The sequence below is a fragment of the Rhodococcus sp. P4_F3_2 genome, from assembly GCF_056401335.1.
Genome location: NZ_JBFUJN010000035.1, coordinates 22101 through 35471 on the forward strand (window position 1 = coordinate 22101; position 13371 = coordinate 35471).

Below are 13371 nucleotides of genomic sequence, written 5' to 3' on the forward strand. Positions count from 1 at the left end.
CAGCAGCATGAGTGTCGGACGCCGCACCTACCATCTTTCGCCGGACGGTGAACACATCGGCTACACGTTGCAGCGACCGGACGGTCTCCTGATGATCGTCGGCAGAATCGCGCGTCGGGCAGATCGATACGAAGTAGTCAACCTCCGAGTGGTCAACCCTGTTGGCACACAAGGGCCGACGGACCCCAGCGCGCAAGCATGGGCACGAGTCTCCGCCCTCTACGAACTCAAGTCCTTCGTGGACCGTGGCCGTAATATTCTGGCCTTCAACGAACAATTCGGTGTACCACCACAGGTCGGTGTCGATCTTGAGGGTAAGGCGGGCAAGGGCCCCGCCCCTTGCTCCACGGCACGGCACGGCACGACACGACACGGCACGGCACGGCACGGCACGGCACGGCACGGCACGGCACGGCACGGCACGGCACGGCACGGCACGGAGCAAGACAAACAGGAGCCACTCGAGACGGCGACAAGCCAATGCGTCATCCTCCGATGATGCTCGCCTGCAACGACTACGAGCCGTGACCGACCACCGAGAATTCATCGTCGTTCCGAGCCCTCTCGATACGCTTTGACAACGGCGCGGCCACACGCCGTTCCGCAGAGCCGCGGGAGATGAGTCACTTACGCTGCCGTCGCCATAGTAGGTCCCGGCTGGTAGGTGGCGTTTGCAGTCCATTTACGGGGGACAGCGAAGGTGGCCGGCCGCAGGGCACACGCGCCGTCCCTCCCGGCGGCAACGCGCAGCCGTCAACACCTACGGCCCACGGGCGGACATACAACGGTCGGGATCTGCTAGGACTTCTTGTCGTCTGGGGAGTTCTTGTCGCGTGAACCGCTCAAGCTCAGGACTGCCGTCAACATTGCTCCGACGAGTAGAAATCCGACAACGCGCGTGCTTCGTTCAGAGCCACTGAGATCTGCCCACGTCAATAGTTGCGCGACGACTGCGACGAGGTAGAGCAACAGGGTTGCACTCGTGAACTTGTTCATGACGCGAGCCTAACTAGCGCGATGCGCTCAGCAGTTGATGTAGGTCGGGTTCGTGCTCTTTCGCATCGTGGCCAGGCTGCCGCTGTAGCCGATGGACAGTCCACCGATGAAAGACGCGGACACCGATCCGGCGCTGCCACCGTCCTGGTTGTGGTCGTACGCGAACTGAGCTCCGAACGACTGGGTGTCGCAGCCCAGTTTACGGGTAACGGTCGAGCTGATGTGTCCGTGGTCGACGTTCAGTTTGAAGCCCGACACCGCATCGCGAAGGCCGACGATGGGCGCGCCGCCGACCCCACCGTTTTTGAGGTACGCCACGCTGTCGGTGGTGCGTTCTCCGTCGTAGTAATACGAGTTGTACGTCGTGGACACTGCTGTCAGGCAACGGTTGGAAAAGTCGAACATGATAGAGGCGAAGTCATCAGGTGCAGAGCCGTTGACGTAGTCGTCACGAAAGTTCCACGTACCCATGTACGTTGCGGTGCACCCTGGGGTGGGAGGCCAGTATCCGACGACGCTGAAAGCATCGGTGGGAACCGCACGAGCTGCGACCCCTTCCTGCGGTGCCTGGTTGCTCATGAGGTCTGCCGTTGCGGCATCTACCGGTCCGTCGACGCCGGAGACACTGAACTGGATGCTCTGACCGAGCTGCTGTTCGGCCAGAGCATTGATTCCGATGAAGTCATGGGGATTTTGTTCTGCGTACGCGAGCAAGGGATCTGTCGCCGGGGCACGTTCTGCGCTGGCGGTAGGCGCAGCGGCGAAGGCTGCGAGGGAAAGGGCAGTGCTGGCCGTTGCGGCCCATGCTTTCGACTTGACCGTGAGTATCTCCATCCTCGATGTACCTACCGTGACGATTGCTGAACATTTACCGACTGTCGAATAAGTTCGAGATCTTGCAAACCTTTCGGTACGTAATTCATCCATCTCCCTCCCGCTCCATTGAAACGCGGACTCCTGCCATGGATTGCACCCTCAGGCAGGACCCCGGCCTCAGGCAGGGACGCGTCAGCACGGGTTTTGGGCAAATGTGCAGTGATCGAGTGAGTGCGGGTTACATTCCGTAGACTTCGAGGGCGACACCAGTCGGCCTTCTTCCGCCTGGGTGTCACACTGTTGTTGCTGCCGTCTATGCGGCTGCGGCGTCCTCGACTTCGTCGGTCGCGGGTACGAATGCTTCGGCGCCGAATGGCAACGCTTCGAACGGCCTCTTGCCGAGTGGCGCAAGACTGGCACCGCCTGCGTGAAACCGCTGGACCTTTCGGCGCCGTCGATTTTGCCTGTCATGGGTACTTCAAACCGCACCCCACGGGTCTGGCCGACCAGCAACAGGCACGCCGCTCGTGGAGATGGCAACGGGCTGGCGAGCGGGGCGAGTGTGGGGCGCTCATCAATCAACCGCCGTCCGCTAACTGCCCTGACCAACTTGCCTGAACACCATTCTTACCCGAAAGTAATATATGGTGGCGGTCACATTCGCCGCCGCCGGTGGGATGAGGCACATCAAAAAGGAGTCGAATATGTCATCAGGATCCCTTTCGAGCGGAGCTGTCGCTCTGCTTGCAGTGGCCGTGTTGGCGGGTGCCACAGCACCGGTCGCTACCGCGGAACCACGGGTGTTCGACTCCTTCTACAGCTACGACGATGCAGCGCCACTGTCGTCATACGCGCCCGGCGAGGTTCTCGAAACCCGCACGGTCCCATACAATGTGCTCAATATTCCGACACCTCTGCAAGCTGTGCAGATCCTTTATCGATCGACGGATGCTCTCGGCCGACCATCTGCGAATGTCACTACTGTCCTGCGTCCGCCGAATGCACAACCCGGCAAAGTTGTTTCCTACCAATCCTTCTACGATTCGCTCAATCCTGACGACAGTCCATCGAGAGCTATTGCCGGCAACGCACCGATCGGGCAGTGGACCCCGAGCGGACAGAATTTCAATCTGGGCGGCGCAGCAACGTCCGGGGAGGCCCCCTTCTTCGGACCTTTGTTGGCCCTGGGCTACACCGTCGTCATCCCCGATACCGAAGGCCCGAACGCAGATTTCGCGGCCGGACCCGAGTACGGAATGATGACCCTCGACTCCCTACGCGCCGCCCGCGACGTGCCCAAGACCGGAATCTCCGACGATGCCGAGATCGCATTGATGGGATATTCCGGCGGAGCGATCGCCACCAATTGGGCTTCGATCCTTGCACCCGAATACGCGCCCGATGTCAATGACGACCTGATCGGCGCTGCGGAAGGCGGCGTCCTGGTCAACCCTGCCAACAACCTCTACTACGTGAATGGAAGCATCGGCTGGGCCGGTGTCGGCGGAATGGCTGCGTTGGGACTAGCACGCGCATACGGCATCGACCTCGCCCCATACCTCAACGATCTCGGCCGGGAACTCCTGCCGAGATTCGAAGACGCCTCCATCCTCAATGTGTTCGCGCAATACCCCGGCATGACCTGGCAAGATATTGTCAAACCTGAGTACAACGACCCGAATGCAGTGCCGGAATACGTCGACGCAGCCAACAAGATCAACATGGGCACCGCCGCGGTACCCACTATCCCGATGTTCATCGCCCAGGCCGCCAACGGCGTCCTCGAAGGAACCCAACCGGGCGGCGCGAATATCGGTGTTGGTGACGGAGTCATGGTCACCGGCGACGTCGCCGCCCTCGCCAACCGATACTGCGCCGCCGGACTGGCAATCCAGTACGACCAGTACGACACCATCAGCCACTTCCCCGGCGCCGCGCTATGGCTACCCGGAGCGATCACCTGGATCAACGACCGATTCAACGGCACACCCGCACCCTCGAACTGCGGACACATCGCCCCCGGAAACTCCCTCGCACCTCAGCAACCCACCACCCGCTGACCAACACTCCGAGGACTACATTTCACGTCGCTCTGGAGAGATTCGAAACGACGTCGCCCTCACGAAGCCGCTGCACAGAGTGAGAACAAATCACCGATGTGTGTAGGGACCGCGAGCGCACTCCTCGACTGGATCCGAGCATCACCGACCACGTAGCCGGTTCAGCACCCGGATCGGACAGAAATCGAGTCCATCTTGCGGCGGAGCTGCCACCCAACACTTCCCGCCGCATGGTGCAGGTCACCAATCAGATCAGCGAGCTGCGCCTCTACCTCGTCGGCGCGAAGTTCGAAAGAGATGTCATAAGTGGTCGGTCAACAGGTTCGTCAATTCGAGTAGGCATAGAACAGCTGTCGTCGCCGCGACCGCAATCGGTAATCGCGCATCTGGTGAGGCACCGACCTGTCGAGCCCTCGAGGCCTGTGGAGTTCTCAAGCACTGAGTGGAATCTCGGTACCTGTTGTGGCCCAACAGCAACAGGACTATCGCCAGTGCCGTGCACACGACCGTTGCAGCTGATACGGGCCATGAGGTGCGGGAAAGGTTGATGCGGATGATCGTGAGACCTGCGATCACCAGTGCGATAGCGGTGCGCTGCCAGGACAAAGCGGTACGTTCGACCTGTGCTCCGCTGTCATCGCTGAGATCCATCCGGAAAGTCTGCTCGGTAGGCAGCGTGCAAGAGGCGGTCACCGTTTCCCCACCACGGCGAAGTAGTACCTGCTGGAGACGCTGCGGTTTCGAAGCGCCTCCAACCGACGATTGCCGTCGTGCTCGGACAAGAACGAGACACAAGATGGCCAAAGTGAGAACCCCGAGCTCCGCCGGGGCTCCGTCGACGAGGGCACCGATCGTCTCGAAAACAAATCCCCGCGCGCGATCCCAGTTCAACGCCGCATCTCCGATATCAGTGAGGCTCTCGGCCAGCAGGATCACCCGAACCACCCGGCGAATCCCGATGCGAGCAGAGCCCCCGTGATTACTCCCAACACGGCGGTGAGCACGAGCGCGGACAGTGGCGCGGTGAGCGGTTGAAGTCGTCGCAGGGCCTGCTCGTTGAGCCACCAGCGCCGCACCCCGCTGACTGTGCAGAACAGAGCCAGTGCGAGGATACCGACAGCTAGAACGTGGCCGTATCCGCCTGTGAGAATATCGCCGAAAGCATCGAGTGCGACCCCGAGAGCCAGCAAGGCCAACGCGGTGCGCACCCACGCCAGAAGGGTCCGTTCGTTGGCAAGACTGAATCGTGGGTCGGGTTCAGTGCCGTGACCGTAGAGTCGACGGGGCCAACGCCGATCCCGATCAGCACCCGCTATTGGCTCGCTGACCTCTCGATCTTTGTTTATCATGTCCATCAACAGCTTTCGTGTGAAGTGCACTGTTTGACGCTTCCGACGCGCCGCGCACAGGCACGTCGGATGACGACTCTCCCGGTAGCGGGCGTCGCGGCGACCGGAAGGACGCGGAGTGCACGAGAATTCGACATGTTTAGTTCCGAGAGTGGTGAACGCATACACCTCGATGAGCTCACTCCGGCAGCTCCGCACCTGCGTATCGCGTCGGTCACGACACCCTCGTCGTATCGCACCGAACTGATGACCGGTGATGCCCTGTACGGGATCGAATCCCCGAGATGTCCGCGTCCACATTTTTCCCCTCGTGCAGTTCGTCTACGCGAAGCGACGTTGCTCTACGGCTCACGCACGCGCCCAGGTTCGGTCATTCGATCAGAGCCTGGTGCTGAGCGATCAACGCGCCGGCGGCCGGCACATCATGGGATTCGGGTTGCCGAGTACGCCGCCGCCGTCGGCGCGGGCACGCTCAGAGATGAACACGACGAAGTTCGGCCGCGAGGTCACTGGATCATCATTGCTTCAGGAAGTCCGGTTCGATTGCGACGGATAGGTGGTTGCCGTCACGAGTTGACGGAGTGGACGAGTGCGTCCAGCTGTGAGTCGTTGACCGGCACCATCGAAAACTTCGCGAGTTGTCCCAGACGTGTTCCCATGATCGCTTTCTCCCGGTTCGATCCTGCCGGTGCCTCAGCTTCGACGGACGCGAGGACGGGCGCGAGGAGCTTGCGCAATGCCGGGCCGCCGACCGGATGAGAGAACCAGGCCCTGATGGTCGATTGTTTGTCGAGCCGCGGCTCGTAGGGGTCGCCGGTGACCGGAATTTCCACGCTCAGGCGGATATCGCGACTGGAGGCCCCGAGGTCGAAGCGATAGTTCAGAGACTCGACAAGCCACTGCTCTTCGCTGGCGTCGAAGTATTCGAGTTCGCGTCGAGGGACGACAATCGTGAGGTCCTGAGCTTCACCGGGTTCGAGGTCATCGGTGACCGCGAAGCCTTTGAGTTCGCGGTCGGGTCGCTGCACACGTGAGAGTTCCGTACGCGCGTAGGCCTGGACGATTTCACGTCCGGTGCAGCGGCCGGCGTTGCGCACGGTGAGTGTTATTTCGATGTCCTCTCCGACGTGGCGCACGGCCGGCGAGGAATAGGTGAAGGTCGTGTAGGAGAGGCCGTGCCCGAACGGGAAACTGACGTCCATCTTTCGTGCGTCGTAGTGCCGGTACCCGACGAAGAGGCCTTCGCCGTATTCGACCTGTCTGCTTTCGCCGGGGAAATTCAGGTACGCAGGTGTGTCTTCGAGGCGAAGCGGAATGGTCTCGGCGAGCTTGCCTGACGGGGAGGCCTTGCCGAAGAGCAGATCGGCGAGGGCGGAGCCGCCGGCTTGGCCGAGAAGCCAGGACTCGAGGATCGCGGGTACGCGGTCGACCCATCCGGAGACTCGCACGACGGCTCCGTTCGAGAGGACCACGACGACACGGGAATTGGCCGCCGCGATCGCTTCGATCAGTGCGGTCTGTTCGCCCGGTAGGTCGATGTGCTCGCGGTCGAAGCCTTCGGATTCGTAGCTGGCGGGCAACCCGAGGAAGAGAACGACGACGTCGCAGTCGGCCGCGAGTGAGATTGCTTCGTCGAGAAGCGTGATGCTTTGCTCGCTCGGAGCGGATTCCGAGGTTGTGAATCCCGGTGCGTAGTGCACGGTGCTGGCATCGGGTCCTGTGGTGGCGTCGATCAGTTCGGAAATTGCGTTCCAGGCGCTGTCGAGGCGGGTGGGGACGACCTTGGAACTGCCTGCTCCCTGATAGCGGGGGTTACGCGCGAATTCGCCGATGACAGCGATCTTCTGACCGGAGGTGGGATCGAGGGGGAGCAGATCGGTCTCGTTCTTCAACAGGACCGCGCTTCGGGTCGCTGCCTCGCGGGCGAGGTCGTGGTGTGCATCCGCATCGAAAGGAGTTCGCGGGCGGGCGTTCTCGGCGCTGATCCGAGCGAGTGTGATGAGGCGCTGAACGCTCTGATCGAGCAGAGTTTCAGGGAGCGCACCCGTGCGCACCGCGGACGCGACTGCAGCTGGCCCCTGGCCACTCGAGGTCGGCATCTCCAGATCCATTCCGGCGGCGAGCGCTTTGACCCGATCGACGACCGCGCCCCAGTCGGAGATCACGGCACCGTCGAATCCCCAGTCGTGGCGGAGAACGTCGGTGAGCAGCCACGAATTCTCCGATGCGTGCACTCCGTTGATCCGGTTGTAGGAGCACATGACCGTCCACGGTTTCGCATCGGTGACCACGCGGCGGAAAGCCCGAAGATAGATTTCCTGCAGCGGGCGAGGGGCGACGTTCGCGCTGACGATCATCCGTTCGGACTCTTGGTTGTTGACCGCGAAATGCTTGAGGGACGCGCCGACCCCTTCACCTTGCAAGCCGTTGACCCAGGCGACACCCAATTCGGCGCTGAGAAGGGGGTCTTCGGAGAAGTACTCGAAGTTACGGCCACACAGGGGGCTTCGTTTGATGTTGATTCCGGGGCCGAGTAGGAGGTTGATTCCGAAGGACTGCGTTTCGTGCGCGAGCGCCACCGCGATGCGTTGGGTGAGCTCTCGATCCCAACTCGATCCGAGTCCCACCGCGGGCGGGAAGCAGGTCGAGGGTGCGCTGTTCCCGACGCCGAGATGATCGGCGTCGGCCTCCTGGTACCGGACACCGTGTGGCCCGTCAGCCATGGTGATCTCGGGAATACTCCGGCCGGCAAAGGCCACCGTGTTCCACCAGCCGGCACCGCTGGTGAGTGAGGCCTTCTCGTCAAGGCTCAGTGATTCGTTGTTGGGCATGGGATTCCTTTGTGTGCGTCGAGGTGAGAGTGGCGAGAAGATCGAGCAGGCGTCGAGCCAGCTAGCGGATGGAATCGCTACGGATCTCCCGTCGGTCACTGCTACCAGTGTCGGCCGGCAACTCGGGGCCCTACGAGGGGACGGAGCCGGGAGGGACGCGGCGTTCCATCGCCTTCTGCATTGCTGCGCTGTCACGCACGTACGGCCGGTAGATCAATGTGACGAAGGCGCCGTTGACGACCATCAATGCTACGAGAATCAACAAAAAGGTGCGCTGGAGACCGATGAGGTCCCCCAGATAGCCCGCGCCGAGGCTGAAGATCGCCCACGCCAACGACTCCATCACCGAAATCAAGAGCGCGAAAGCTAGACCGCGTACCTCGGGTCGAACCACAGCCATCACGATCGGTACCTTGATGACCGGATTTGCACTCTGCAATGCACCCAGAACCGCAAAGAACCCCGCGAAGATCCAGATCGATCCCCACGCGAACTGTGTTCCGACAAAGGCGACACCGGCGAATGCGAGCTGCGCGATCTGAAGATAGGCGATCCGCCCATGCTGGGGAAAGCGAATGTGGACCCGGTCGGCGAGTGCACCGCCGACGAGCGTGCCGGCGAAGTAACCTACTCCGTACGGCAGGATGACGAGTGAGGCTTGTGCGTTGCTGAAACCGAAGACCTGCACCAGATAGACCACTCCGAACGCTATCAACAGCAAATGTCCGGACAGCAGTCTTTGGATCAACATCAGCACGAAGGTTGGGATCTTGAACAGCTCCCGCGCGTCTGCGAACGTGATCTTGCCGTACACCTCACGTTCTTCGATGCTCAGCCCAGCCAACTGCGGCTCGGCGGCTCCGACTCCGGGATCTCGCATGAAAAGCACGATCGACACGCCGAGAAGTACGCAGATCGTCCCTGAGATGAAGTAGCCGTAGCGCCATCCGTTGTCGAAGTGCGAGAGTTGCCCGAACAGTGGTCCACTGGCTGCGGTGAGCAGTGCGACCGTGCCGTACATGTGCCCGGAGGCACGCCCGCGCCTACGGTCGCCGTAGACGTCGCCGAGGATTTCCGTCACGATCGGGGCGGCTCCGCAGAAACCCGCCGCGGCAAGGACATACAGCACCAGAAGTTGAATGTAGTTCTGTGAGAAACCGGCCGCGACGATCCACATCCCCCAGAAACCGGAGCAGGTGGCGAGGACGATTCTCCGATTGGTGCGGCGGGCGAGCATGACCCACAGCGGACCGGTCACCACTCCTACCAGTTTGGTTGCAGCGACCAGCGTCCCCAGCGCTGAAAGGCTGAGTCCCAGTGCAGCTTGCACTGACGGATAGAGCACCGAGACGATGCTTTGTTCGGTGTTGTCCATCGTCGACGCCCCGGTGAGCAAGGCGAAGTTGCGGCGGCGGTGCGTGGTCTGTGGTTCGGCATGGGCGACCGGGAGCGGCGGAGCGGATGCGGACGATGACACGTCAGTGGCGCGCATGGGAGCTCTCTTCGGACAGTAGGGGTGCGAGCAGAATGGCGCCGGCCGAGCATCAGGTCAGCGTCGGGACAGCCAACAGTGAGAGAGCACCATCGGCGACGAATCGAAGTCAGGCGCGAGTCAGCGCCAGGGTGGACAGGTCCGTTGCAAGAGAACGCAATCGGGCCTGAGGCAACATACCGATCGCCAAGGCCGCGATCTGCAGCAATGACATCTCGCCCGCGATGGTGATCATCGGGCCGGACTCGACGCCTGGAAGGTAGTTAGAGACCGCTGCTGCAGCGTCAGGGTCGGACAACAGCTCGCGCAGCGGAGTGTGGACGCTGAGTGGACCTCGCGGATACTCGTCGGGGTTAGGGGGTGGTTGTAGCGACAGTTCCACCTGGGGCCGTTGAGCATTGGCGAGCAGATGCTCGCTGGTCACCGGCCCCAATCGGGGCAACCCCAGGCGTTCGTATTGTCCGGCCGGTGCGTCTGCCTGGCGCAGGTGATCGACGAGGAGAGTGGCCATCCGCATTTCGAGTTCTTCGTCGAATAGCGGTGAACATTGCTCGGGGTCCGAGTGCAGATCGTAGAGCAGCGTTCCGAACGCGTACGGATTGGTCATGGTGCCTCCGTTCACCGTGAGCACCGGACAGCCTTTGGTAAACGAGAGCGGGGCAACCAGTTCGGCGTGCCGAAGCTCAGCCGGGCTGAATCGCCCACGCATGTGCGTCGGCATCAGGGTGTGTTCGGTCAACGGCTGATTCTCGGGACTTGCGCACGAGCGCATGTAGACGTAGCGGCCGTCGGTGACGCTGACGTGCCCGCCGAAATTGCCGAAGAGCGCAGCCTCACGCACCGGCGCGTCCTCGACGATGACGTTGTGCAGCGAACGGCCGAGCATGTCGGCGGTCGCATCGACGCCGAACAGATCCAGCAGCGTCGGGGCCAGGTCGATGGTCTGCACCAGCGATTCGCGTCGTTGACCGGCGACTTTGCTCCGCGGATCCCAGATGAAGAGAGGGGTGTGGATGGTCTCGTCGTAGTACGGTTGCACGCTCTTGCCCCACCACCCGTGTTCACCGAGCAGAAATCCGTGGTCGGTGTTGACGATCAACATCGTGTCGTCCCACAAGTCGTGTTCATCCATCGCGTCGAGAACTCGACCCAGCGAACGGTCACACATGGACAACAGCGCCGAGTACTCGGCGCGCACATGCGCCACCTGCTCCGGCGTTTCCAAAACCTGCATATAGTCCGGCCAGTCGAAGTGAGGCCCGTCGTACTCGTGCGGGTACAACTGCTTGTATCGGTCGTGGCTGAAGAACGGTTCGTGAGGATCGAAGGTCTCGATCTGCAAGAACCAGTTGTCCTCACCGTGATTGGTCCGGAGAAAGTCGATGCCGGCGTCGAACGTGCCAGTCTGAGGGTGATCGGCCTCATCAGCCAGGTAGCTGCGGTTGACCCAGTCTTGCCGCCGCTGCTTCGCCTGCATGACTTTGAGTGTGGGCGGTGCGACCGGATCGGCGACATGCCCCTTCCATGGATCCCCCTCTTGTCCGCGGAAGAACTCGAACGAATCGTAACGATGATGATATGTGGCGCCACCGTCTTCCCAGTAGTGCTGGTGATCGGTACTCAAGTGGGTGTAAACACCACTGCTGCTAAGCATTTCGGGCATCGAGTCGTCGAAAGGTTCGAGTGGACCCCAACTACGATGCAAAAAATTGTATCGACCCGTATGCAGCTCCCGGCGCGCCGGCATACACGGCATACTGCCCGCGTAACAGTTCTCGAACGTCACGGAACGTTCAGCCAGGCGGGTGAAGTTGGGGGCGTGGATTTCCGCGGCGCCGTACGGCGGCAGGAAACGACGATTGAGACTGTCGAACATCACCATGATCGCTTTCATCGGATCCCCCCTTCGGTCGACGAAGCGGCGGCCCGTCCCTCAGCACCGGAAGTCAACTCCCACAGAACGGTCTCCAACCAGTCGATCCACTGATCGAGAGCGCTCGATCCGTGTTCGTGCGCAAGCTGCGCAAGTCGATGGACCAAGGACTCGTCGACTCCGCCGATCGGCGCCAGTAACCCCAGGTCCCTGTTCCGCCCGCGGTCCTCCTTCATCTGCATCCGCCGCGCCGAAAGTTCGATTCGGACCAGTTCGATCAACGCATCCTCCCCGAACGGACCGCCGAGCAGGAAGCGCGCCTTGAACTCGGGATCCTGAAATCGGCTCGGCGGCGTATACGGACTGGTGATCCAGTCACGCAGTTCCTGTTCACCCAGGTCGGTCAACTGATAGATCTTCGCATCGGGCCGCCCGTCGTTTTCGACGACGCTGTAGCTCACCCAGCCGGAATCGACCATGCGCGCCAGAGAACGGTAGATCTGACTCAAGTGCACATTCGAGCGAAAAAAGCGGCCTTCCTGTTCGAGATATTTTCCGAGCTCGTACCCGCTGAAAGGACGCCATGACAACAGTCCCAAGATCATTTGTTCAAACTTCACGCCAACCTCATCCATGTGACTTGTTGCATATGTGACTAGTTTTATACGGTGGTGTGGTCCGCCCCGTCAAGACCCAAGCACCGCCGCCCGCGCGAAAGCCTCCCTGTGAACGAGATTCCCATCCCCCCAAAAAACGGTTGCTGCACGCCTTCCCGAGCCACCTCCCTACCACCCAATATCGAAGCCTCAGCCTCACGCCGCGCCAGCGGACAACCGCGCCAGCGGCGCCAAACCCTGCTTCCTGGAGGGGAATTTCTCATGGGCACCGACGACCACGTCGGCTTCGCCTCCGATGGCGAGGGGCCGGTCCGGCGAGTGCACGTCGCCCCCTTCCACATCGATATCCACGCTGTCACGAACGCCGACTTCGCAGAATTCGTCACTCAGACCCAATACGTAAGCGAAGCCGAACATTTCGGATGGTCCGACGTCTTCGCCGCATTCCTTCCCTCAGCCCTACGGCGCGGAGCACCGAGACCTGAACGGAGCCCGTGGTGGTGTGACGTTGCCGGAGCACACTGGAAAACATGGGAAGGACCCGGCAGCGACACCGCCGGCCGCGAAGATCACCCGGCGGTGCACGTGTCATGGAACGACGCACTCGCATACTGGGCTTGGGCACATACACGTCTTCCCACCGAGGCCGAATGGGAATACGCGGCCCGCGGAGGCGTCGAACAACGCCGCTACCCCCCCAGGGGGGACGAACTCACTCCCGACGAGGTCCACCGCTGCAACATCTGGCAAGGACACTTTCCGACGAAGAACACTCACGCTGACGGCCACGCCGGAACCTCACCAGTAGATACCTTCTCACCCAACGCATTCGGACTCCACGACATGGCAGGCAACGTCTGGGAAGGGTGCTCGGACTGGTGGACGACCAACCATGACACCACACACCTACACAACCCCACCGGCCCCACCAACGGCCACGCGAAAGCCGCCCGAGGCGGGTCCTATCTCTGCCACGACTCGTACTGCAACTGCTACAGAGTCGCCTCCCGAACGAACAACACCCCCGACAGATCCAGCGGCAACACCGGATCCCGCTGCGTCACACCCGCCCCACGCAGCTGGCGAGGCATGAAAACGTCGTTTCCTACGATGCATTGACGGTCACCGGAAACCGCCGCTGCGACAGTGGCCAACTCATCGACATCTGATCACTCAGGAGCGCAGGATGACAAGCACAGGTTTCGGAATCGACGTCGGCGGCAGCGGCGTCAAGGGCGGCACGATCGACCTGAGCACCGGGGAAATGATCGGTGACCGCATCAAGATCCTGACCCCGCAGCCGTCCACTCCCGATGCGATCGCGGGCACTGTGGCCG

General features: G+C 61.7%; 11 protein-coding genes and 1 pseudogene. 4 read left to right on the forward strand and 8 right to left on the reverse strand.

Annotated elements, in window-relative coordinates; all coding sequences use genetic code 11:
- Positions 1-7: 7 nt before the first annotated feature.
- Positions 8-499 carry a hypothetical protein gene (locus AC1DWA_RS27445; RefSeq protein WP_477847840.1) on the forward strand — a complete coding sequence of 164 codons (492 nt, stop codon included), beginning with the start codon at positions 8-10 and terminating at the stop codon, positions 497-499.
- 299 nt (positions 500-798) lie between these two features.
- Here AC1DWA_RS27445 and AC1DWA_RS27450 read toward each other — a convergent pair whose 3' ends face one another.
- Both AC1DWA_RS27450 and AC1DWA_RS27455 read right to left on the reverse strand, forming a co-directional pair.
- Positions 799-996, reverse strand: coding sequence for a hypothetical protein (locus tag AC1DWA_RS27450; protein ID WP_477847842.1), 198 nt, complete (start codon positions 994-996; stop codon positions 799-801).
- A gap of 27 nt (positions 997-1023) precedes the next feature.
- Positions 1024-1830 (reverse strand): hypothetical protein, encoded by an 807-nt coding sequence (locus AC1DWA_RS27455; RefSeq protein ID WP_477847844.1) that lies wholly within the window; start codon positions 1828-1830, stop codon positions 1024-1026.
- A gap of 686 nt (positions 1831-2516) precedes the next feature.
- Here AC1DWA_RS27455 and AC1DWA_RS27460 point away from each other — a divergent pair.
- The gene (locus tag AC1DWA_RS27460) at positions 2517-3872 is read left to right on the forward strand and encodes a lipase family protein (RefSeq protein WP_477847846.1); all 1356 of its coding nucleotides are present in this window, start codon (positions 2517-2519) and stop codon (positions 3870-3872) included.
- Positions 3873-4172: 300 nt separating this feature from the next.
- On the opposite strand, the gene AC1DWA_RS27465 is transcribed toward AC1DWA_RS27460, so the two are convergent.
- From AC1DWA_RS27465 to AC1DWA_RS27490, 6 genes are all read right to left on the reverse strand, one after another.
- Entirely contained in the window at positions 4173-4817 is a 645-nt protein-coding gene (locus AC1DWA_RS27465; RefSeq protein WP_477847848.1) for a DUF202 domain-containing protein, read from the reverse strand.
- Positions 4805-5221, reverse strand: coding sequence for a YidH family protein (locus AC1DWA_RS27470; RefSeq protein WP_477917316.1), 417 nt, complete (start codon positions 5219-5221; stop codon positions 4805-4807). The genes AC1DWA_RS27465 and AC1DWA_RS27470 overlap by 13 nt, the downstream gene beginning before the upstream one ends.
- 566 nt (positions 5222-5787) lie before the next feature.
- Positions 5788-8052, reverse strand: coding sequence for a glycoside hydrolase family 3 C-terminal domain-containing protein (locus AC1DWA_RS27475; RefSeq protein WP_477847852.1), 2265 nt, complete (start codon positions 8050-8052; stop codon positions 5788-5790).
- 130 nt (positions 8053-8182) lie between these two features.
- On the reverse strand, positions 8183-9544 hold the full coding sequence (locus AC1DWA_RS27480) for an MFS transporter (RefSeq protein WP_477847854.1): 1362 nt from the start codon (positions 9542-9544) through the stop codon (positions 8183-8185).
- A 109-nt stretch (positions 9545-9653) separates the two neighbouring features.
- Complete coding sequence (locus tag AC1DWA_RS27485) at positions 9654-11438, reverse strand: sulfatase (RefSeq protein ID WP_477847856.1); 1785 nt, start codon at positions 11436-11438, stop codon at positions 9654-9656.
- Positions 11435-12052 (reverse strand): PadR family transcriptional regulator, encoded by a 618-nt coding sequence (locus AC1DWA_RS27490; RefSeq protein WP_477847858.1) that lies wholly within the window; start codon positions 12050-12052, stop codon positions 11435-11437. The genes AC1DWA_RS27485 and AC1DWA_RS27490 overlap by 4 nt, the downstream gene beginning before the upstream one ends.
- Before the next feature lie 90 nt (positions 12053-12142).
- Between AC1DWA_RS27490 and AC1DWA_RS27495 the strand changes: the two genes are divergently transcribed.
- Positions 12143-13153, forward strand: coding sequence for a formylglycine-generating enzyme family protein (locus tag AC1DWA_RS27495; RefSeq protein WP_477847860.1), 1011 nt, complete (start codon positions 12143-12145; stop codon positions 13151-13153).
- Positions 13154-13220: 67 nt separating this feature from the next.
- Positions 13221-13371, forward strand: a pseudogene (locus AC1DWA_RS27500) (polyphosphate--glucose phosphotransferase); the annotation flags it as partial.